At 60.4% G+C, this 20197-nt stretch carries 21 protein-coding genes and 1 tRNA gene; 12 read left to right on the forward strand and 10 right to left on the reverse strand.

What is annotated here, in order from left to right:
• Nucleotides 1–16: 16 nt before the first annotated feature.
• From F3J08_RS01775 to hemC, 4 genes are read right to left on the reverse strand one after another with little or no spacing between them, the layout of a single operon-like run.
• Nucleotides 17–982 (reverse strand): NAD(P)H-dependent glycerol-3-phosphate dehydrogenase, encoded by a 966-nt coding sequence (locus F3J08_RS01775; RefSeq protein WP_166928183.1) that lies wholly within the window; start codon nucleotides 980–982, stop codon nucleotides 17–19.
• Entirely contained in the window at nucleotides 979–1836 is an 858-nt protein-coding gene (locus F3J08_RS01780) for a 23S rRNA (adenine(2030)-N(6))-methyltransferase RlmJ (protein WP_166928184.1), read from the reverse strand. Before F3J08_RS01780 ends, F3J08_RS01775 begins: the two co-directional genes overlap by 4 nt.
• Entirely contained in the window at nucleotides 1833–2579 is a 747-nt protein-coding gene (locus F3J08_RS01785) for a uroporphyrinogen-III synthase (RefSeq protein ID WP_166928185.1), read from the reverse strand. Before F3J08_RS01785 ends, F3J08_RS01780 begins: the two co-directional genes overlap by 4 nt.
• Complete coding sequence (hemC, locus tag F3J08_RS01790; RefSeq protein ID WP_166928318.1) at nucleotides 2572–3681, reverse strand: hydroxymethylbilane synthase; 1110 nt, start codon at nucleotides 3679–3681, stop codon at nucleotides 2572–2574. The genes F3J08_RS01785 and hemC overlap by 8 nt, the downstream gene beginning before the upstream one ends.
• An 88-nt stretch (nucleotides 3682–3769) precedes the next feature.
• Between hemC and tsaD the strand changes: the two genes are divergently transcribed.
• The 3 genes from tsaD (at nucleotide 3770) to F3J08_RS01805 (ending at nucleotide 5487) form a co-directional block, all read left to right on the forward strand.
• Nucleotides 3770–4870 (forward strand): tRNA (adenosine(37)-N6)-threonylcarbamoyltransferase complex transferase subunit TsaD, encoded by a 1101-nt coding sequence (gene tsaD, locus F3J08_RS01795; protein ID WP_166928186.1) that lies wholly within the window; start codon nucleotides 3770–3772, stop codon nucleotides 4868–4870.
• Between the two features lie 109 nt (nucleotides 4871–4979).
• Nucleotides 4980–5174 carry a hypothetical protein gene (locus tag F3J08_RS01800; protein ID WP_122039922.1) on the forward strand — a complete coding sequence of 65 codons (195 nt, stop codon included), beginning with the start codon at nucleotides 4980–4982 and terminating at the stop codon, nucleotides 5172–5174.
• A gap of 223 nt (nucleotides 5175–5397) precedes the next feature.
• Nucleotides 5398–5487: transfer RNA gene (locus tag F3J08_RS01805), tRNA-Ser, on the forward strand.
• 251 nt (nucleotides 5488–5738) lie between these two features.
• On the opposite strand, the gene secB is transcribed toward F3J08_RS01805, so the two are convergent.
• Entirely contained in the window at nucleotides 5739–6257 is a 519-nt protein-coding gene (secB, locus tag F3J08_RS01810; protein ID WP_023978446.1) for a protein-export chaperone SecB, read from the reverse strand.
• Nucleotides 6258–6491: 234 nt separating this feature from the next.
• Between secB and F3J08_RS01815 the strand changes: the two genes are divergently transcribed.
• The 5 genes from F3J08_RS01815 (at nucleotide 6492) to F3J08_RS01835 (ending at nucleotide 11723) form a co-directional block, all read left to right on the forward strand.
• Complete coding sequence (locus tag F3J08_RS01815; protein ID WP_240149058.1) at nucleotides 6492–7175, forward strand: Tim44/TimA family putative adaptor protein; 684 nt, start codon at nucleotides 6492–6494, stop codon at nucleotides 7173–7175.
• Nucleotides 7176–7318: 143 nt separating this feature from the next.
• Nucleotides 7319–8476 (forward strand): murein transglycosylase A, encoded by a 1158-nt coding sequence (locus F3J08_RS01820; protein WP_166928187.1) that lies wholly within the window; start codon nucleotides 7319–7321, stop codon nucleotides 8474–8476.
• Nucleotides 8476–9312, forward strand: coding sequence for a site-specific DNA-methyltransferase (locus tag F3J08_RS01825; protein WP_166928188.1), 837 nt, complete (start codon nucleotides 8476–8478; stop codon nucleotides 9310–9312). The genes F3J08_RS01820 and F3J08_RS01825 overlap by 1 nt, the downstream gene beginning before the upstream one ends.
• A gap of 270 nt (nucleotides 9313–9582) precedes the next feature.
• Nucleotides 9583–11040, forward strand: coding sequence for a cytochrome-c peroxidase (locus F3J08_RS01830; protein WP_166928320.1), 1458 nt, complete (start codon nucleotides 9583–9585; stop codon nucleotides 11038–11040).
• A 56-nt stretch (nucleotides 11041–11096) separates the two neighbouring features.
• A complete protein-coding gene (locus tag F3J08_RS01835; RefSeq protein WP_370458644.1) occupies nucleotides 11097–11723 on the forward strand; it encodes a Smr/MutS family protein in 627 nt (208 codons plus the stop codon).
• A 65-nt stretch (nucleotides 11724–11788) separates the two neighbouring features.
• On the opposite strand, the gene F3J08_RS01840 is transcribed toward F3J08_RS01835, so the two are convergent.
• On the reverse strand, nucleotides 11789–12916 hold the full coding sequence (locus tag F3J08_RS01840; RefSeq protein WP_166928189.1) for a hypothetical protein: 1128 nt from the start codon (nucleotides 12914–12916) through the stop codon (nucleotides 11789–11791).
• 106 nt (nucleotides 12917–13022) lie between these two features.
• Nucleotides 13023–13964 (reverse strand): oxygen-dependent coproporphyrinogen oxidase, encoded by a 942-nt coding sequence (gene hemF / locus F3J08_RS01845; protein ID WP_166928322.1) that lies wholly within the window; start codon nucleotides 13962–13964, stop codon nucleotides 13023–13025.
• A 178-nt stretch (nucleotides 13965–14142) separates the two neighbouring features.
• Here hemF and F3J08_RS01850 point away from each other — a divergent pair, with 178 nt between their 5' ends.
• Entirely contained in the window at nucleotides 14143–15030 is an 888-nt protein-coding gene (locus tag F3J08_RS01850; protein ID WP_166928190.1) for an S-methyl-5'-thioadenosine phosphorylase, read from the forward strand.
• Nucleotides 15031–15115: 85 nt separating this feature from the next.
• Here F3J08_RS01850 and F3J08_RS01855 read toward each other — a convergent pair whose 3' ends face one another.
• Nucleotides 15116–15436, reverse strand: a complete 321-nt coding sequence (locus tag F3J08_RS01855; RefSeq protein ID WP_166928191.1) for a DUF2934 domain-containing protein — start codon at nucleotides 15434–15436, stop codon at nucleotides 15116–15118.
• A 30-nt stretch (nucleotides 15437–15466) separates the two neighbouring features.
• Entirely contained in the window at nucleotides 15467–16141 is a 675-nt protein-coding gene (locus F3J08_RS01860; protein ID WP_166928192.1) for a dienelactone hydrolase family protein, read from the reverse strand.
• 50 nt (nucleotides 16142–16191) lie between these two features.
• Here F3J08_RS01860 and F3J08_RS01865 point away from each other — a divergent pair, with 50 nt between their 5' ends.
• The 3 genes from F3J08_RS01865 to groL all read left to right on the forward strand — a co-directional run bounded on the left by F3J08_RS01865 (nucleotide 16192) and on the right by groL (nucleotide 18607).
• On the forward strand, nucleotides 16192–16395 hold the full coding sequence (locus tag F3J08_RS01865) for a DUF4169 family protein (RefSeq protein WP_166928193.1): 204 nt from the start codon (nucleotides 16192–16194) through the stop codon (nucleotides 16393–16395).
• 227 nt (nucleotides 16396–16622) lie between these two features.
• Nucleotides 16623–16913 carry a co-chaperone GroES gene (gene groES, locus F3J08_RS01870; protein WP_023978434.1) on the forward strand — a complete coding sequence of 97 codons (291 nt, stop codon included), beginning with the start codon at nucleotides 16623–16625 and terminating at the stop codon, nucleotides 16911–16913.
• Nucleotides 16914–16963: 50 nt separating this feature from the next.
• Nucleotides 16964–18607, forward strand: coding sequence for a chaperonin GroEL (groL, locus tag F3J08_RS01875; protein WP_023978433.1), 1644 nt, complete (start codon nucleotides 16964–16966; stop codon nucleotides 18605–18607).
• A gap of 346 nt (nucleotides 18608–18953) precedes the next feature.
• On the opposite strand, the gene F3J08_RS01880 is transcribed toward groL, so the two are convergent.
• Nucleotides 18954–19856, reverse strand: coding sequence for a prohibitin family protein (locus tag F3J08_RS01880; RefSeq protein ID WP_166928194.1), 903 nt, complete (start codon nucleotides 19854–19856; stop codon nucleotides 18954–18956).
• Between the last annotated feature and the right edge of the window lie 341 nt (nucleotides 19857–20197).

Below are 20197 nucleotides of genomic sequence, written 5' to 3' on the forward strand. Positions count from 1 at the left end.
TCCCTTTTCGTTGTTCTTATTCGACGGTAATGGGCCGCTCGAGAAGGTGGCGACGTGCCTGGGCGAGGTCGATTTCCCCTGCCAGAAAGGCCGAGACGGTTTCGGTAATGGGCATGGCAATGCCGAGCGCCTTTGCCCTTGCAGCCAGGGCAGGCGCCGTGGCGACGCCTTCAGCAACCGTGCTGCGTGTGCCAAGGATTTCGGCCAGGCTTGTGCCGCGTCCCAGCTCGAGACCAAGGCTGTAATTGCGTGAGCCTGCCCCTGTGCAGGTGAGAATCAGGTCGCCCAGACCGCTGAGGCCCGCTATCGTCGCAGGACGCCCCCCCATCGCTGCGGCGAGGCGACCGATCTCGACAATGGCGCGTGTGATCAGCGCCGCGCGTGCATTCTCACCAAGCCCTGCGCCAATGGCGATCCCGGCGCCGATGGCGACCACGTTCTTTGCAGCGCCGGCAATCTGCACTCCAATCGGATCATCGCTGGCGTAGAGACGGAAATGCGGCGAGGAGAGCAGGCCGACGTAGTGATGGGCTTCATCAAGCGATGCCGCGGCGATGGTGGCCGCTGCCGGTGCGCCCATTGCAACCTCGATCGCGAAATTCGGGCCTGACAAAACAGCGTGAGGCCGATCGGGCTGAGTTTCGCGCAGAATGTCGAGCGGGAGATCTCCCGTGCCCAGTTCGAGCCCCTTGCAGCAGGCAATGAGCGGTGAGGTACCCTTGAGGCGCGGCGCGATTGATCTGAGCGTCTGCATGGGCACTACCAGCAATGTCAGATCGGCGTGTTCAGGCAGGTCGGACGTCACGCCAACTGCGTCGGGCAGGACGGCAGCAGGCAGGCGGGGCAGCGTTCGCGTGCCGGATACCACAGGGGAGCGTGACCAGAGCGTCACGCGCGCGCCGGCACGGGCGCTGGCGCAAGCCAGGGCGATACCCCAGGCCCCGGCGCCGATAACGGCGATATGAGGGGAGGTGGCTGTCATTCTTCCACGATCCGGGTCACTTCCGCGTAGCCTTCACCGTCCGGTGAAAGGATGGGCGCGATGGAGTCAAGAAACACTCTGGCCTGATCCTCGAAACGATAGGGTGGGGCGATGACGGTCAGGCCGCAGCCATTGAGCCGGGCGGGATCGGTGGGCTGTCGCAGATAGAGGCTGCAATCGACGATATCACGCAAACCCATATCGCGCAGCGTATCATGAAAACGGCGCACCGGGGCGCGATGCTTGATGGGATACCAGGCGGCGACAATGCCCATAGGGAAAGCACGCCGTGCATTGCGCATGGCGGTAGCGAGGGTATCAAACTCGTCCGTTTTTTCGAAAGGCGGGTCCATAAGCACGAGGCCGCGCTTGAGGTCACGCGGCGGCAGAAAGGCCTTGAGCGCGCCATAACCATCGCGTTCATGCACCGCAACCTGCGGCTGGTCGCGAAAGTTGCCTTTGAGTATGCGGGCGTCATCGGGATGAAGTTCGCAGCAGATGAGCCGGTCCTGAGGGCGCAGCACCGAAGCGATCAACGCGGGTGAGCCGGGATAGCGGTTTGCCGGACCATCGGGCGCGTTGAAGCTGCGCACGATCGAGAGGTAATCAGTCAGTTCCTCGGGCACGGTTTCCGGCAGGGCCGGGGTGTCATGGAAAGCGCCGATGCCCTCGCGCCATTCTCCGGTTTTCTGCGCTTCGGTTGCGTCAAGATCATAGAGCCCGCAGCCTGAATGGGTGTCCAGCACGCAAAAACCCGCTGGCTTGCGCAGCAGATGGCGAAGGATAACGAGCAGGAGCCCGTGTTTCATCATGTCAGCGAAGTTGCCTGCGTGATAGGCGTGACGGTAGTTCAACGGGCGTCTTTCCTGAATTGCGTGTCGTGTGCTGAAGCGCTTGATGGGCCGAGCAGATCCAGCAGCGCCTCTTGCTCCGGTCGTACGGCGATGGCGATATCGGCGAATGACGACGGCCTCAGCGCGTCGCCAATCTGGTCCGACAGGGCAAGCGCCCGCACCGTTGAGAGAAGTGCGCTGTCTGACCCCAGCGCCGATAGAAACGCACGGGCTGTCGCGGCCGAGTAAAAGAGAACAGCGGCGATACGCTGTTTGGCTAGCAACGCCCGAGTAGCGTCATCCAGCGTGCCGGCAGGGGCGGTATGGTAAACCACCCGTCTTGTGACGCGCCAGCCCTGGCTTCGCAGGTCGCGCGCCAGCGTACCCCCGAGCCCGCGTCCGGTCGCGAGAAGAAGAGAGGGGTCTGACTGGGGGCGACCGAGATGCTGCAACAGGGAGCGGGCGTCGCCATCAGCATGATCGACATGACTGAAGCCGCAGGCGCGTGCGCGCTCGGCAGTGCGTGCGCCGACTGCGGTCAGCGGCGTTTGCAGTGGAAGAACATCACGCAGGGAGTCGAGGCTTTGCCCGCTGGTAACGACGATACGACCAACAGGGGATAGGGGACGCAACGGCATAGGCATGATGCGCAGCATGGGGGCCAGATGAGGCTCCCAGCCCAGCGCCTCCAATGCACGGCGCGTATCGCTCAGTCCCGGTTCCGGGCGTGTGACAAGGACCGTCCGGCGCGGCGTATCAGCCATGATCCTCAAAGATATCGGCAGGGGAATCGGCATGGAGCGACAGGCCGAGTTCGCGCCCCAGACGCAGGGCCTCGGTCGGCTCGCCGCAGATCTCGCGTTGCAGGAAGAAGGAGCCATCCTCGCGGGCCACCAGACCTGTCAGGACAAGCTCGCGATCTCCGAAATGACCGCGCCCGCCCGGCTGGGCCTTGGGGCGCAGCCTGGCATAGCCACCTATCGGCGTGCGGCACGAGCCATCGAGCACATCCAGAAGCGCGCGTTCTGCTGTTGCAACAGCGCGTGCTTCGGGGTCTTCTATGGCCGCCAGCAGGTCGAGCAGTTCACGGTCTTCCGCGCGGACTGTCACGCCAACGATCCCCTGACCGGCCGCCGGAATCATGAAATCGGTGTCGAGCACGATATCGGCCCGGTCTTCCATACCCAGACGGCGTAGCCCGGCCAGAGCAAGAAGGGTCGCGTCGCAAGCGCCGCCTGCAAGCTTGTCGAGGCGCGTCTGCACATTGCCGCGTATCAGCCCGAACCGCAGATCGGGACGCCGATGCAGCAGCTGGGCCTGACGACGCACAGAGGCACAGCCGATCCTGGCGCCAAAGGGCAGGGCATCGAGCGGGGAGTGACCAGCTGCGACCAGCGCCTTTGCTTTGTCGCGCAGCGCCGGGCTCAGGATCAGCACATCGCGTGCATCCTCACGCTTGAGCGTGCAGGCCAGTGTCAGCCCGGCAGGCAGAACCGTTTCGAGATCCTTGAGGCTGTGAACGGCGAAATCGATCTGCCGTGCGAGCAGGGATTCGTGGATTTCCTTGGCGAACAGCCCTTTGCCGCCAATTTCCGACAGTAGGCGGGACTGGACCTGATCGCCTGTCGTGTTGATCGGGTGTTCCTGAAACGCGCCCATGTCACGCAGCAGCGGACAGAAACGGGTCAGCCGTGTCAGGAAAGCCCTCGTCTGCACAAGCGCGAGCGGTGAGCCACGCGTGCCCACGCGGAGCGGCAGGGAGTGCCTTGAGGTCGGCGGATGAGGCGAGGCCTGTCGGCGCATGGCTTCGGCAGCAACCTGCTGCAATTGCAGGCTCTGGGTCATGAGCGCTTCGGGCATCGTCATCTGTTTCATGGCTGATCTTGCTACTCCACCGCGTGATCCATGAAAAGAGACGGCTCGCTTATGGCGTTCCATCGCGTTATCAGGGGGGATGGCATGTTTTTCACTCAAGGCCCCGGTTCTGGCCATCGAATCAAGCTGTGACGAGACAGCCTGCGCAATTCTCTCCCCTGAAGGGCGGGTGCTGGCCGAAACCGTGCATACGCAGGCGGGCCATGCGGCGCTGGGTGGGGTCGTGCCAGAAATTGCTGCACGCGCGCACCTGTCCCTGTTGCCTGATATCGTCCGGCAAACACTTGAGAATTCGGGCCTTGCATTGCACGAGATGGGGGCTTTTGCGGCCTGCACCGGTCCGGGTCTGATCGGTGGGCTGATTGTGGGCAGCAATTATGCAAAAGGGCTGGCACTGGCGATGGACCGGCCTTTTATCGCAGTAAATCATATCGAGGCCCATGCCCTGACAGCGCGGCTGCCGGGGCTGGTCGCGACCGATATTAAATTTCCGTATCTTTTGCTTCTAGTGTCAGGTGGGCACTGCCAATGCGTCGCAGTGTACGGTGTGGGGCATTACGAAAAGCTTGGCGGAACGATCGACGACGCAGCGGGCGAAGCCTTCGACAAGGTGGCCAAGCTTCTGGGGCTGGGCTGGCCGGGTGGTCCGGCCCTCGAAAAGCTTGCGGCTGAGGGCAATGCAGGAAGCATCAGCCTGCCACGTCCATTGATCGGTCGGCCGGGTTGCGATTTCTCCTTTTCAGGACTGAAGACAGCAGTCGCCCGACAGATCGAGCCCTATGGCATGGCGGCCCTGCCACGGCAGGTTGCGGCGGATATCGCCGCCAGTTTTCAGCAATGCGTCTGCGATGTGATGGCAGACAGGGCGCGTCATGCCCTCCAGGCGCTGCCAGAGGCCATCTCTCTTGTCGTGGCCGGCGGGGTCGCTGCCAATACGACCATTCGCGTCGCGCTGGAGCAGGTTGCGCAGGAGGCACATATTCCGTTCGTCGCACCGCCACTACGCCTGTGCACAGATAACGCGGTCATGGTGGGCTGGGCAGCCATCGAAACGATTCGGGCGCATGAGCAGGCGGGTGTGATGCTGGAGGACGGCATTGCGGCCGCACCACGGCCTCGATGGCCGCTGGGCGATATTTCGCCTGCAGGAGGAGAAGCCAAGGCTCAGGCCCGGCAATAGTAGTGCTGCACTATCCGAAAGCTGCCACGAAAGTTGACCAGGAACTGATTGGACCGAACGCGTTGTTCATGCTTGGCTGAAGCCGATAAAAAAAGGAAAGGTCAACGCAATGAGCAAAGAAGATGATGCCTGGTTCACGATTGATGAGCAGGCCAGTGCTCTCGAGCGTCAGGCCGGTATTGCTGAACCAGCCCAGACTACCCGTGGTTTCCTGTGGTCGATTGTCCTCCCCTGCATTGCGATGGGGATTTTCCTCATAGGTGCCCTCTGGGTTCTCATTTCATGGTTCCACCTGTTGGGGTGAGGGGGCTGCCGATCGCACCTTGAGGAAACCGCGCCGGATGTTTCTCGCGTCGGCCACGTGTCAATCAGGCACGATGCTGCAGAACGGAATTTCTGGTGTGCGGGGACGGTGCATCGTTTCCGGGCATCCGGAAGGGGACCGAGGTATTCGCCCTCTTGCGTCCCGACATAAAACCGGGCAAAGAGGCGGCTCTCGCCGCAGGGGTCATGCCCTGATGAGCGCAGGAGAGGTGGCCGAGTGGTTGAAGGCAGCGGTCTTGAAAACCGCCGTGCGTGTAAGCGTACCGTGGGTTCGAATCCCACCCTCTCCGCCATTTCCCTTAGAAATTTCCAGTTATGATACCGATCTGTCCAGAGGCAGGACGTCGTGCACCATAACGCGTTCAGGGGATGCAACTTCATCATCGACGAAGCGAGAGGTGACGATCGCTGACCGGCTTGACGCCGGGCTGATCAGGCGCCGATGGCGATATCCATGATGTCAGGTGTTTTTCGGCGCGTCAGCCGTTGCAGGCGCGTGATGCGCGTGCGTACCGGGAGGGGTGGGCCCTCCCGGTGCGCATGATCAGGCGTTGCCTGCGGTCTCGGGGAACTGCTGGGCGCGCTTGGCCTGCCACAGTGCCACGAAATCGATTGGCTGCAGAACGATCGGCGGGAAGCCGCCATCGCGTGTTACGTCGCTGATGATGCTGCGGACATAGGGGAAAATCAGACGCGGCACTTCAACCAGCAGGATCGGCTCGATCAGCTCGGCGGGGGCGTCGGTCAGCGTGACGATGGCAGCATAGGTCAGCTCGGCGATGAATACCGTGCGGCCCGCTGCACCGCCCTCGGTTTCCGGCGATTCGGTCGCTTCGGCGCGGATGGCGAGTGCAACCTCGAAAACCGGCTGGGCTTCTTCAAGGCGATTGGCCTGCACGTCGATATTGACCGAGATCTGGGGTGCAGAGCGCAGCGTTGCGAAAATCGCTGCACCGGCCGGGACCTCGAAGGAAAGGTCCTTCGTGTATTGCAGATTGACCGACAGGGGCAGGGCGGGCGGGTTGCCCTGGTCGTTGGCCGGGTTCTGGACGGTATCGGACATAAAGCCTCGCATTGCTCGCATGGGCGGTTGTGAACATGCAGCCCATGAGAGCTGCATTGCGTACCTCTAGGCGGTAGCATGATCGATGACTCACGCCAACAGCCTATGGTTCCGGCGCAAATGTGACCATATTTCGGGTTGTGAGGCATTGGCAGGGAGTTGTGCCACCGCACGACCCGCTCTACCTAGGCAACATGCCCTTCGAGAAAAAAATAGCGGGAAGCTGAAGTCCTGATGTCCGTCCTTTCGCATATCCCCTACGACATCGTCATTTTTGCCTTGCTGACGGCCCTTCTGGTCTGGCGGCTGCGTGCTGTGCTCGGTCGTCGCGTCGATGTTGGCGGATCATCCGTTACAGCTGCGCCTGTTCCTGCTCGCCCGCAGCCTGCGGCGGCCGCGCCGGCGCCCGTGGAAGAACCCGGCGCAAAGTTTGATATTCCTCAGCCCGCCACGCGGGTCGGGCAGGTTCTGGCCGAGATTGCGGCAGCGCAGCCCGGGTTCAAACCGGAAATCTTTCTGCAAAATGCACAGAAGGCTTTCCGCGATGTCGTGACGGCCTTCGCAACGGGAGATCGCGAAAAACTGCGTGTTTATCTGACGCCTGAAGCTTTTGCCGGGTTTGACGCTGCCATTACGGCCCGCGAGGAGGCGCAGCAGCAGCAGCGCACCGAGATTGTCGGCATCAACTCGCTGGCCATTGTCGACGCCGTGCTGACACGCTTTGAAGGCGGCGAGAAGGCACGTATCGACGTGCAGATCGTCTCACGCCAGATCAGCATTCTCAACGATGTTGGCGGGCAGCCGCTGATCGGGACGGAATCCGTTACCGAGTTTTCTGATCTATGGGAATTCGAGAGTGAAACAGGCCCGAACCAGCCAGTCGCTGCCTGGCATCTGGCGGCCGCGCGCGCAGCCTGATATCTGCTGAGCCTTTCCGTTGTCGGAACGCGTATCATGCTTCCGGCTGGCCCATGAATGTGCACTCTGCAGACCTGTACCGCCCGGTTGATGTTCTCATCGGGTCGTGGGGCTTGCAGGGCGTATGACGAAATCGGTTTGCCATGAAGACAATTACCCGCCTCTCATTTGGGCTCAGCCTTGCCCTCCTGGCCTCCTGCGCCACGCCGGAACAGGAAGAAGCCCGCCTCGATCTGACCCCGGTCACTTATGCCATGCTCGATGGCTGGTCAGCGGAAACGCCTGGTTCGCTTTTGCCCGAGCTACGTACAGAGTGCCAGCGCATCACGAGGTTGCCTCCTGAGACACATCTCGGTGGTGCGCAGGGGACGATTCCCAATGGCAGCCTCGCCGGGGACTGGAGCGGCGCCTGCACCGCCCTTCAGTCGGTCGGGAGTGAGCCTGGTGAAGCGCGACGCTATTTCGAGACATGGTTCGCGCCCTATCTGGTCGCGAACGATGGTCTGATCACCGGCTATTACGAGCCCCAGATTTATGCTTCAGCCCAGAAGGGCGGCGAATTCCAGACACCGCTCTACGGACAGCCTGCCGACCTTGTTCGTACCAAGGACACGGCGGGTGACTGGGTGACAGGGCGCTGGGAGAACGACAAGTTCGTTCCCTATTACAGCCGTGCCGAAATCGACCGTGGCGCGCTTGAGGGGCGCGGTCTGGAAATTGCCTGGTTGCGTTCGCCCGAGGACCTGTTTTTTCTGCAGATCCAGGGGGCAGGGCGTCTGGTCATGACCGATGGCTCCGTGCGTCGCGTCGGCTTCGCGGCCAAGAATGGCGAGCCTTATGTGCCGATCGGTCGTGTGCTGGTAAGCCAGGGTCAGATGGCGGCGCAGGATGTGTCTCTGGCTACGCTGCGGGCCTGGCTTGCTGCGCATCCCGATCGTGCCCAGAGCGTCATGGAGCAAAACCCCAATTACGTGTTCTTCCGGCGTATCGATACGGTGCCGCTTGATCGCGGCGCCCCCGGCTCGATGGGTATACCCCTCACGCCCGGTCGTTCCGTTGCTGTGGACCGCAGTGTATTGCCGCTGGGCGTGCCGCTCTGGATCGATACGCATCTGCCGCAGGCAAACGGGGCAGAGGGGCATTGGACGCATCTTGTCTTCGCGCAGGATGTCGGCAGCGACATCAAGGGTGTCGGACGAACGGATTTGTTCACTGGCTGGGGCACCGAGGCGGAGGCGCTGGCTGGAAAACTGCGCAGTCGCGGCCGAATGGTCGTGCTGCTGCCGCATCCTCCCGCCTGATGAAGCATGACAAGGTCAGGGCGCGTCGGGAGGCGATTGGTCCCCACGCCCTGATACGTGGCGATGCGCTCAATGTCATGCGCCGTATGCCGGAGGCATCGGTCGATATTGTCGTGACATCGCCACCCTATAATATCGGTCTTGCCTACCGCACCTATAATGACCGTCTGGACGAGCAGGATTATATCGGCTGGATGCAGATCATCTGCACCCAGATTGCCCGCGTGCTCAAACCGGGTGGCTCGTTCTTTCTGAATATTGCCGGCTCATCGGCACAGCCCTGGCTCCCATTCGAACTGATCACGCAGCTGCGTGATATTTTCGTGCTGCAGAACCATATCGTCTGGATCAAGTCTGTCTCGATCGAGGAAAAGACCTATGGTCATTTCAAGCCGGTCAATTCCACACGCTTCATCAACCATAATCACGAGCACGTCTTTCACCTGACGCATCAGGGGGATGTGCCGCTCCAGCGTCTCGCTGCGGGTGTTCCCTTCACTGACAAGTCGAACATCAATCGCAGGCGCCACGCGGTCGATCGGCGGTGCCGGGGCAATACCTGGTTCATCCCGTACGAGACGGTGCGCCACCGCAAGGAGAAATTCCTCCATCCTGCAACCTTCCCTGTGGCGCTGCCGACGGCGTGCATGACCCTTCATGGCTATGACGAGCGCACCGTGCTGCTTGATCCGTTCATGGGGACGGGAACGAGTCTGGTGGCGGCGCATGAGCTCGGAGCCAGCGGGATCGGGATTGATATCGATACCCGCTATGTTTCCGTCGCACGGCGTCGACTGCGCGAGGCTCTTGGCGAGACGGATGATGAAGCTTCCTGAGGGGCAATCCTGCGACGCCTCGCATCCCGATCGCACAGCAGGACGACCTTGAATGACTGCCATAGTCTCTGAAGCCGGAGCCGATGTATCGTGCACGTAGCGCTTATGCAGAGATGACGTATCGTTAAAATAGATTAACACTATCGGCGATACCTATCAGCATCATTGGTAACAATACTTTGACAGGCGCAACCTGTTTGGACATGTTGCCCCAATCTGCACAAATTGGGGGATTGTCGGTTGTCGGATGCCGCCGGGAAGAGAAGACTTATAAAAAGAACCATTGCCGGATTGGCGGTCGCAGGGATTGCGGCCTATGGCGCTACGATCGCTTATCTGACTCACTTTGATCATCAGGGTGCGCCGCGTCTGCCGACGAACAGCGCCACATGGCATGACCCGAAGGCACTGGCCGCGTTTCAGGCATTTCAGGAAACACGCTGCGATTACTGCCATACGCGCAATGCGGATCTCCCGTTCTATTTCAAGCTGCCTTTTGCCAACCAGATCATGGAGCGCGATCTGGTAGCGGGGCAGAGGCATTTCCGTTTTGAGCCTATCCTTGCGGCATTCATGTCTGGCAAGCCGCCTTCGGTTGAACAACTGTCGCGTATCGAGGAGGTGATCAGCCAGAACCGCATGCCGCCAGCAGCCTATCTGCTCATGCATCCGCATGCCTACATGACCGAAAAGGCCCGTGGCGATGTGCTGGCCTGGGTGGCTGACCAGCGTCGTCGCTATTACGCAACGCCCGGGGTCGCGCCGCAATTTGCGGGAGAGGTCATTCAGCCTATCCCGGAAAGCTTGCCGGTGGACTGGACGAAAGCCGAGCTGGGTCGGCAGCTTTTCTTTGATCGTCGTCTTTCGGGTGATGGCAAGCTCAACTGTGCGAGCTGCCACGGGCTCGACAAGGGGGGCGTGGATAATCTCGTCACGGCAACGGGAATCAACGGCCAGAAAGGCCCGATCAACGTACCCAGCGTCTATAATGCCGTGTTCAACGTGGCACAGTTCTGGAATGGGCGTGCTGTTGACCTCGCAGCCCAGGCGGCGGGACCGGTGACCAATCCGGTGGAGATGGGGTCGCATGACTGGCCCGCCGTGGCCGCCATCATTGCCGCCGTGCCGGAATATCATACGGCGTTCGAGGCTCTTTATGGCCCCAACGCTGTCAATCAGCGCACGGTCACCAATGCCATTGCCGAGTACGAAAAAACCCTGATCACCCCTGACAGCCCGTTCGACCTTTATCTCAAGGGGGATAACAACGCGATTACGGCGCAGGAGAAGCGGGGCTATGAGCGCTTCAAGGCGATTGGTTGCTCGGGCTGTCACAGCGGCGTGGCCGTGGGTGGCGATGCTTATGAGGTCATGGGACTGGAAGGTCCGTATTTCACGGATCGCAAGGCCGAGCTGACCGATGTGGACTCAGGGCGTGAGGGGTTTACCCATGCGCTTGATGACCACCAGAAATTCAAGGTGCCCAATCTGCGCAACGTTGCGCTGACGGCCCCTTATTTTCATGATGGCAGTGCCGCAACTCTGGCGGATGCCGTGCGTCAGATGGCCCGTTACCAGACGCCTTATGCAACGTTGTCGAAGCAGGACGTTGACGATATCGTTGCTTTCCTCAAAACCCTGACAGGCAAATATCAGGGCGTGCCACTGCAACAGGTCGTTGCGGAGCCACCCCTGAAGACGCCAGAAACACAACAGGATGCGCCATGAGGGCGCACTGCCCTGAGAACTGAACGCGTATCCGTGCGCGTCATCGAGGAAGAGCCGTGTCGCGACGTGATCTGAGTTCTGAAGACGAAACGTTGTGGCAGGCTTTTACGCGTACGATCATGCCTCTCCGGGCCGCCGGGCGCGCTGGCCGGCGCTCAGGTGCCGCGCCAAGAGGCAGGATCAAGGGCGCCGTCGCATCGGGGCGCGGCACCTCGAGTGACCTCGTCGAAGCTATGGGCGCTGGGACCGGCGGGGTTTCGCCAGCGCCGCGCTATGTGGTGCGTGAGGTGATGCGCGTGGCAACGCCCGCTGCAAAACCAGCCATGATTCACGAGCGCCTCGAAATCAATGGCCGGCAGCCGGGTCTGGATACGACGTCATGGAACGCGCTGGCGACCGGTAAGATGAAGCCGCAGAAGCGGCTCGACCTGCACGGGCATTTTGCTCAGGATGCCTTTTACAAGCTCCATCATTTTCTGCACGCCGCAAGCAAGCAGGGTATTCGCTGTGTTGAGGTGATTACGGGGCTCGGCAGCGGTCAGGAGGGCGGCGTTATCCGTCAGGAGTTGCCCCATTGGCTGGAGCGGGGCGACTTGCGACCCCTCATCCTTGCGGTGGTCCACACACATAAGCGCAATAAGGGAGCGGTACGGATCCTGCTCAGGGCCCGTCACCGCCTTTGAGGCGACGTCACTCGAGCCGGATATCTGCGGCTCTGTCTCGTCTCACATCATGTCCGGATGTGCCCTCAGGTGGGGCGTGTTTCCTGACCCTGGCGCCAGCGCGGCTGATTGTTGTTGATCCAGCGTCGCAGTGCCAGAAGCGAGGTGAGTTCCGGCATGCACTGATTCAGCAGGGGAGCGGCGTCGGCGCCGGCTACCACCGTAAGATGCTGCGTGTCGTTCCAGCTTCGCAAGGCGCTGTCCAAAATCGCCTCCTGCGAGGCGTGGCGCCAGCGCGCAATGGCCAGTGGCGGTGTGAGCATGGGTAATGCCAGGACAAGCGCTGACGCGGCTGCGCTGGAGACGGCACGCCATGCTTCGAACAGGGCACCTGCCGGTGCATGACCACGGGCCATGAGATATGTCGCTTCGAAGCTCGGTACGTTGGCTACGGTAGGGCCCGAGTAGAAGATAGGCTTGATCCCCTCCGGTGCGGTCGCGATATCGGTGGCGAGGTCATCTCCGGGACCGGGCGTAAGCTGTACGGCATCGACCTGACCCGATTTGAGAGCCTCCATCGCTTCAGCCTTGCTCGCATAGCCAGCGACAGGCAGGGGGTGAAGCCCAAGAAGGGAAAGCCCGAGCAGGCTGGAGAGTTCCACGCCGGTAGGGTGGGACACGGCTACTCTGACGGGTCGATCATGGAACAGCCCGCTCAGGCGCGTGCGTATGGTGCGATGCAACTCCGCGCGCGCCAGCGTTACAACCGGGCGGCGTGCCACGATCAGAGCGGCCCAGCGCGAAAAATCGAAATGCACACGGGCGTCGCCGGAAAGCGAGGCGATCAGCGCAGCACCGGGTGCGAGGATGGCGGTGCCGCCATCGGCTTCGGGGCTGACATTATCGAACAGATTGGCAGCCGTGACGCCGTCACGTCCCATGTCATAATGAACGGCAATGGGGGGAGGCGTATTGAGGCCGGTTGCGAGAGCGGTTGCCACGAGCGGGGCAACCTGTCCGGGAAGGGAGTCCGGACCGCCACCCACAATGAGCCGAGGTGAGTCGACCAGTGACGATGTCGTGACACTCCGTTCGTCATCCTCCCAGGCATAGGCCGGAAGGATGGTAGCTAGATTTGTCGCGACAACAGCGGATAGAAAGCTGCGTCGGGTCGTCTTTTTGCCCGTCACATGAGACGTCAACCTGTAGCGCACTTCTTCCCTTTCACCGCCGGTCTGGCCAGCACGGGCTGGTAAGCCAGATGATTGCGGCTAAATCGTGTCGCCACGCCTCGGGGCGTTTGCCCCGAAGCACCCTTCATCAGGGCCATTTGACCTCGGGTGGCATGCTCATGAGGATCGCTTCCGTGTTGCCGCCGGTCTTGAGGCCAAACACGGTTCCGCGATCATGTATCAGATTGAACTCGACATAGCGACCACGTCTTATAAGCTGTGCCTCACGCTCAGCCTCGGTCCAGGGCTGCATCATGCGCGCGCGAACAGCACGCGGATAGGCTTCATAAAAAGCCAGGCCGACATCCTTCGTAAAGGCGAAATCCTTTTCGGTGTCACCGCTATTGAAGTGATCGTAGAAGATGCCGCCAAGCCCGCGTGGTTCACCACGATGATGAAGGAAGAAATACTCGTCGCACCAGGCCTTGAACTTCTCGTAATATGTAGGGTTGTGCGGCTCGCAAGCCTTGCGAAACGTCTCATGGAAGGCAGCAGCATCTTCCTGCGCTTCGGCGCTGTCGGGGAACATGGGGGTAATATCACCCCCGCCACCAAACCACCCATTGCTGGTGATGATCATGCGAGTGTTGAAATGGGCTGCACTCACATGCGGGTTGCACGGATGGGCCACAAGCGAGATGCCGGTCGCGAAGAAGCGGGGGTCGACATCGGCACCGGGCATGTTTTTGCGAAACTCGGGTGAGAATTCGCCCCAGACTGTCGAGACATTCACGCCGACTTTCTCAAAGACGCGGCCACGCATGACGGACATGACGCCACTACCCTGAAGGGCGCTGTCCGGGTCTTCGCTGCGGTTCCACGCCGTGCGCACGAAGCGACCGGCCTCGGCTTTATCGCGCAGGACCGGCGAGTTGTTGGCGACTGCCTCGTCCTCAATGGCTTCGTACGAAGCGCAGATCTTGTCGCGCAGGGTCTCGAACCAGTGCCGCGCCTTTTCCTTGAAAGAGTCATGAGGCACGTCGTCCCGGATGAGGGTGCCAAATGTCTTGGGGTCCAAGGTCTCGCTCATGGCAAGCTCCACATTCTGTTCCAGCCGGTCTTGCGCCAGCCTGATAGCCTGAACCCATATCAGAATCGTCAGAACAGAGCCATGCAGGGCAGAATGAAAACACTGACAGGTTGCGAAGCCAGCCATTCTGGTGTTCCTGAACGCGACATTTACCGACACAGAGCAAAGGCAGTTCGGCATGACTGAAAACGTGATCATCGAACCCGTGATCGGCCTTATTGGCGGGTCTGGGCTGTATGACATCGACGGTTTGGAAGAAAAGGAATGGCGTCGGGTCGAAACTCCCTGGGGTGAGCCCTCCGACGAATTGCTGTTTGGCCGGCTGGACGGTGTGCGCTGCGTGTTCCTGCCGCGCCATGGCCGTGGTCATCCTATTCCGCCGTCAGAACTCAATTTCCGCGCCAATATCGATGCGCTCAAGCGCGTTGGCGTGACCGATATTGTCTCGCTTTCCGCTGTCGGCTCGCTGCGTGAGGATCTGCCTCCGGGACAGTTCGTTCTGGTTGACCAGTTCATCGACCGCTCGTTTGCGCGTGAAAAGACCTTTTTTGGTCGTGGCTGCGTGGCCCATGTCGGCATGGCCGATCCGGTTTCGGGCCGTATGGGCGATGTTATTGCCGAACAGGCCGAAAAGATTGGCGTGCCAATGGTGCGTGGTGGAACCTATCTCGTGATGGAGGGACCGCAATTCTCGACCCGCGCAGAGAGCGAGCTATACCGTCAGTGGGGTTGCTCGGTCATCGGTATGACCAACATGCCAGAGGCCAAACTCGCCCGTGAAGCCGAGATGTGCTATGCCAGCATTGCCATGGTGACAGATTACGATTGCTGGCACGACGACCATGACTCCGTGACGGTCGATGCGGTTGTGGCCGTCATGACCCAGAACGCCGCCAAGGCGAAGGCGTTGGTCAAGGCCATCATTCCTGAACTCGGCAAGAAGCGCGGCCTGTGCCCCTCGGGTGCAGAGCGGGCGCTGGATCATGCGATCATCACAGCTCCGGCATCACGTGACCCTGCCATGCTGGCAAAGCTGGATGCCGTTGCAGGCCGCGTTCTGCGCTGAGAACTGACCTGTCTCGTTGGAGCGAAGCACTTCCCGCGTCTTACTGCCGGAAGCATCTGCCCAATTTCCATGTAGGCCGGCGTGATCAGGCCTGATCCTGCTTCTCCGGGAAATGCTCACGGTCCCCTTGGTCGGTCTGACGCTCGGGAAACTCTCCGAGATTCTGCTGGATTTCAGCGTTCTCTACCTGAACATCAGCAAATTGCGGGTCAGGCAGATCCTTCACGGGAATCTCTCCCGCGTGCGGGTGCTCCTCCATGCCGATAATTTCCGAGGCATTCTCATGGTAGGCCTCAGGCCCGCATCCAGGCTTGCCATCGGCTTCCCAGAGTTCCTTTGCCTTGGCGGCAATGCGGGCATCGCGTTCAGGACTGTCAACGAGCGGATTGGTGCTGTCTGCGGACATGATGGATTTCCTGACTGAGAGTGTAAGGTATCAGAGATGGGCTTCGAAGAACGCCATGCTGCGCTCATAAGCGAGGTCCCGGGCCGGCTTGTTGAAGCTCGGACGATCATTGCAGCCAAAGCCGTGGCCAGCATCGTCATAGACGAAGATCTCGACCTCGGGCCTGTTTTCGCGAATGGTGTTGATATCGGTGTGGGGGATATGGTCGTCCTCACCGCCAAAATGCAGTTGCACCGGGCAATGGGGCTTTTCGTGGCTGAGCGCTGCAATTCCGCCGCCATACCAGGCGCAGGCAGCCGCGAAGTTGCGCGTACGGGTCGCGGCCTCCCATGCTACGAGACCGCCCCAGCAGAAACCCAGTATGCCGACCTTCGAGTGACCGTGATGATTCAGGGCATGGCAAGCCGCGGTGATATCGGCCTGCAATGCATCAGGGCTGATTTTCTCGCGCAAGGCGAGGCCCTCGGTCATGCCTTCGGAATCATAGGGGAGAACCACATCGCGCTCTGCACGATCAAACAGGGCAGGGGCGATCACATGATAGCCATGACGCTCTGCGAGTTCATCGCACACGGCACGGATGTGATCGGTAAGGCCGAAGATTTCCTGAACCACCACGAGAGCGCGACGTGCCTTGGCGTCGCCTGCCTCATAAGCAGAAAAATGATGCGTATCCGAGGCGGTCAGGGATATCAGGCGTCCCATGGAACGGCCCTCCTTCTTGCTTGTTCATCTTAATCAGGAGCAACGATAACATGGCAGAGATCGTCAACCTGCGTCGGGTACGCAAACGTCTGGCGCGTGAGAAGGATGCTCGGCAGGCTGATGAAAACCGGCATCTCTTCGGGCAGAGCAAGGGCGAGCGCGCCAGAACAACGCAGGAGAAGAACCGTGTTAAGCGCGAGATCGATGGCGCCCGGCTTGAGGAGGCGCCGCATTTGCCTGATGAGGGCAACTGATCGAACGTCTCCCGGCCGGGAAATGAACAAGCGCCGGCTTACTGATTTTTTGATGAAATTCAGGTGGCAGATATGGCGGGGGTCTTGACGCTGGGCGGGGGCTCTCTTACCTGTTTGGCACTCTCGCTACGGGAGTGCTAACGCGCTGCGGCTTAGCGGGCGCGCAAACCGGCGGCGTTGCTTTTGAGCAAGGGCGCCGCCTTAGAGATAGAGTGGAGCGATCCATTATGACAAATTTTCGGCCTTTGCATGACCGTGTCGTCGTTCGCCGCCTTGAGGGCGAGCAGAAGACGGCCGGTGGCATCATCATTCCGGACACCGCCAAGGAAAAGCCCATGGAAGGCGAAATCGTCTCCGTTGGTCCGGGTGCCCGCAATGAGCAGGGTCAGCTGGTAGCACTGGACGTCAAGGCTGGCGATCGCGTGCTGTTCGGCAAGTGGTCCGGCACCGAGGTGAAGATCAACGGCGAAGAGCTGCTGATCATGAAGGAAAGCGACATCATGGGTGTGATCGGCTGATTTCCAGCCTCCCCATTTTCGCACACTGAACCTCTACTGGAGAAAAGATTATGGCTGCCAAAGACGTAAGATTCGGCGCTGATGCCCGCCAGCGTATGCTGCGTGGCGTAGACATCCTGGCTGACGCTGTGAAGGTCACGCTGGGCCCGAAGGGTCGCAACGTTGTTCTGGACAAGAGCTTCGGCGCACCGCGCATCACCAAGGACGGCGTTTCCGTCGCCAAGGAAATCGAACTGGCTGACAAGTTCGAGAACATGGGCGCCCAGATGGTGCGCGAAGTGGCCTCGAAGACCAACGACATCGCTGGTGACGGCACGACCACCGCGACCGTTCTGGCACAGGCCATCATCCGTGAGGGTGCCAAGGCTGTTGCCGCTGGCATGAACCCGATGGATCTGAAGCGCGGCATCGACAAGGCTGTTGCAGCCGTTGTTGAAGAGCTGAAGGCGAACACCCGCAAGATCACGACCCCGGCCGAAACGGCTCAGGTCGGCACGATCTCGGCCAATGGCGAGCATGAAATCGGCGAGATGATCTCGCAGGCCATGCAGAAGGTTGGTTCCGAAGGCGTGATCACGGTTGAGGAAGCCAAGGGCCTCCACACCGAGCTCGACGTTGTCGAGGGCATGCAGTTCGACCGCGGCTATATCTCGCCGTATTTCGTGACGAACGCCGAAAAGATGATGGCGGATCTGGATAACCCCTACATCCTGATCCATGAAAAGAAGCTGTCCTCGCTTCAGCCCATGCTGCCGCTGCTCGAGAGCGTTGTGCAGTCCGGCCGTCCGCTCATGATCATCGCGGAAGACGTCGATGGCGAGGCTCTGGCCACGCTGGTCGTCAACAAGCTGCGCGGTGGCCTCAAGATTGCTGCTGTCAAGGCTCCTGGCTTCGGTGACCGTCGCAAGGCCATGCTGGAAGACATCGCCATCCTGACGGGCGGCCAGGTCATCAGCGAAGACATCGGCATCAAGCTCGAAACCGTCACGCTCGACATGCTCGGTCGCGCCAAGAAGGTGCATATCGAGAAGGAAAACACCACGATCGTTGAAGGCGCCGGTAACACGGACGACATCAAGGGCCGTTGTGCACAGATCCGCGCGCAGATCGAGGAAACCACCTCGGACTATGACCGTGAGAAGCTGCAGGAACGTCTGGCCAAGCTGGCTGGTGGCGTTGCCGTTATCCGCGTCGGTGGCAGCACCGAAGTCGAGGTGAAGGAGCGTAAGGATCGCGTTGATGACGCGCTGCACGCAACCCGCGCCGCTGTTGAAGAAGGCATCGTTCCGGGTGGTGGTACGGCTCTTGCCCGCGCTTCCGTTGCCCTGAAGGACCTGTCCTTCCAGAACGACGACCAGCGCGTTGGTGCGGACATCATCCGCAAGGCCCTGCAGGCTCCGCTGCGTCAGATCGCGTTCAATGCTGGTGAAGATGGCGCTGTCATCGCTGGCAAGGTGCTCGAGATCAACGAGTACACGCACGGTTTCGACGCTCAGAACGCCGAGTACAAGGATCTGGTGGCTGCTGGCATCATCGATCCGACCAAGGTTGTCCGTACGGCTCTGCAGGATGCAGCTTCGGTTGCTGGCCTGCTGATCACCACGGAAGCCATGGTTGCCGAAAAGCCCGAGAAGAAGGCCGCTCCGGCCGGTGGTCCGGGTGGCATGGGTGGCATGGGCGATATGGATTTCTGATCCAGCGCCTTTCCATCGAGGTTACGAAAGAGCCGCCCTGTCGCAAGACAGGGCGGTTTTTTTATGGGCGGCGTATTGGTGAGATCACTGCCCGTAGGCTTCGTCATCTTAGGAGAACAGGTAAACGGGTCGGGATCGCAGCTTTGGACATGACCAGTCAGATTTGTAGCGTTGATCCCCTTGATGGTCGCGGGGGCAGAAAACGTGCCAGATCAGGCAGGGAGTGATCCCCGGTCGATGGCCTATCCGATCTGTGTTCCAGCCTGGAGAGAAGGCCGGATGAGCGTCGACGTGATGAGGGGCCTTTTTCGAAAGAAAGTCCCGTCATCAACAAGGTGTCGTCTCCTTACTTCTGAACCGCATCCATGGTGCCGATGAAGGGCAGGGGAGCGCCTGCGCTCAGATAGGTCGGCATGGTGCCCGACCAGCGATCAAGCGCCTTCTGCTGCAACAGCGCCGGCGTCAGGGATTGCGAGACCAGGCTATTGGCTTTTGCCTGCGCCTGCGAGGTCACCAATAGTGCCTGCGCCTGTCCCTGCGCTGTGGCGATGGCGGCGTCGGCTTGCGCCTTGGCCTGTACGACCTGCGCCTGCGCCGAGATCTGCGTCTGTTGCAACGTGTACTGGGCCTGAAGCGCCTGTTGCTGGGCGACCTGCTTGGCCTCAATGGCCTGTGCATAGGCTGTTGAGAACGCAAAATTCGCTGTGTTCACAGAATGAATGGTCAGGTGGTAGGGTTGAAGCGACCGGATGATCAGATCCTTGATCTGCCCGTCAACCAGATCACGCTTCGTGATGAGTTCCTCTGCGTTATAATTGGCCGTAATGGCCTTCACGTCATTCGAGACCGTGGGTTCGATGATACGGCGCGCAAGCATGTCCAGCGTGCGGAAATCACGATAAAAACCCGGGGCATCAGCCTGTGCGATGTGGAACGTTACCGAGACAGATGTGCGCACGTCCTGAAGGTCGTGCGTGGCAGCCTGCTCATGCGAGGTAATGGTCTGCGGCTGGGTCGAGACTGAGATGATCTTCTGATAGACCGGTATGGCGATATGCAGCCCGGGCTCGAGAGCGTTGGGCTGGACTGAACCGAAATTGGTCAGGATGCCGCAATAGCCTGAAGCGATCTGGTAGAATGGATTGAGCACAGCGATAATCGCGACAGCACCCAGTGCGACTACGCCAAGCTTGATCGCTCCTGAAGGCAGCTGAACGGGCAGTCTGGATGGCGGCTGAGGAAAAGACATATTGCTGCGGATCCCTGTGCAGTATTCGTCCCGTCGTTGCGAGAGCGACGTTACTGTTACAGCCACGCTGTGTCGCATCAAGTAACACTATCGTAACGAAAGGGCGGAGCGGCGGGGCACGTCCAGTGCACATCGCCCGTCACTGTATCGCTGTTGCCAGTCGACTACGCGTATACGACCTTGATGTGCTTCTTGTGCAGGTTGTTTTCGAAAGGCCGCGCCAGTCTCATTTGTCAGCCTTGCCGCTGTTTAGGTTAGTCGAGCGCAGAGATAACGCGCCTGTCATGGATTTCCTGTGTTCGCCGCGCTGCCATGATGCCGGTATTCTGGCTGGGGCAGCA

The sequence above is a fragment of the Asaia sp. As-1742 genome, from assembly GCF_011753235.1.
In the GTDB taxonomy this organism is placed as follows: domain Bacteria; phylum Pseudomonadota; class Alphaproteobacteria; order Acetobacterales; family Acetobacteraceae; genus Asaia; species Asaia bogorensis_B.

Coding starts and splice junctions, on each gene's coding strand:
- F3J08_RS01850 (WP_166928190.1), top strand. CDS start 14,143: ATGACTGAAAACGTGATCATCGAACCCGTGATCGGCCTTATTGGCGGG.
- F3J08_RS01800 (WP_122039922.1), top strand. CDS start 4,980: ATGAGCAAAGAAGATGATGCCTGGTTCACGATTGATGAGCAGGCCAGT.
- F3J08_RS01815 (WP_240149058.1), top strand. CDS start 6,492: ATGTCCGTCCTTTCGCATATCCCCTACGACATCGTCATTTTTGCCTTG.
- F3J08_RS01855 (WP_166928191.1), bottom strand. CDS start 15,436: ATGTCCGCAGACAGCACCAATCCGCTCGTTGACAGTCCTGAACGCGAT.
- hemF (WP_166928322.1), bottom strand. CDS start 13,964: ATGAGCGAGACCTTGGACCCCAAGACATTTGGCACCCTCATCCGGGAC.
- F3J08_RS01785 (WP_166928185.1), bottom strand. CDS start 2,579: ATGGCTGATACGCCGCGCCGGACGGTCCTTGTCACACGCCCGGAACCG.
- secB (WP_023978446.1), bottom strand. CDS start 6,257: ATGTCCGATACCGTCCAGAACCCGGCCAACGACCAGGGCAACCCGCCC.
- hemC (WP_166928318.1), bottom strand. CDS start 3,681: ATGACGATGCCCGAAGCGCTCATGACCCAGAGCCTGCAATTGCAGCAG.
- groES (WP_023978434.1), top strand. CDS start 16,623: ATGACAAATTTTCGGCCTTTGCATGACCGTGTCGTCGTTCGCCGCCTT.
- tsaD (WP_166928186.1), top strand. CDS start 3,770: ATGGCATGTTTTTCACTCAAGGCCCCGGTTCTGGCCATCGAATCAAGC.
- F3J08_RS01820 (WP_166928187.1), top strand. CDS start 7,319: ATGAAGACAATTACCCGCCTCTCATTTGGGCTCAGCCTTGCCCTCCTG.
- F3J08_RS01860 (WP_166928192.1), bottom strand. CDS start 16,141: ATGGGACGCCTGATATCCCTGACCGCCTCGGATACGCATCATTTTTCT.
- F3J08_RS01825 (WP_166928188.1), top strand. CDS start 8,476: ATGAAGCATGACAAGGTCAGGGCGCGTCGGGAGGCGATTGGTCCCCAC.
- F3J08_RS01865 (WP_166928193.1), top strand. CDS start 16,192: ATGGCAGAGATCGTCAACCTGCGTCGGGTACGCAAACGTCTGGCGCGT.
- F3J08_RS01880 (WP_166928194.1), bottom strand. CDS start 19,856: ATGTCTTTTCCTCAGCCGCCATCCAGACTGCCCGTTCAGCTGCCTTCA.
- groL (WP_023978433.1), top strand. CDS start 16,964: ATGGCTGCCAAAGACGTAAGATTCGGCGCTGATGCCCGCCAGCGTATG.
- F3J08_RS01775 (WP_166928183.1), bottom strand. CDS start 982: ATGACAGCCACCTCCCCTCATATCGCCGTTATCGGCGCCGGGGCCTGG.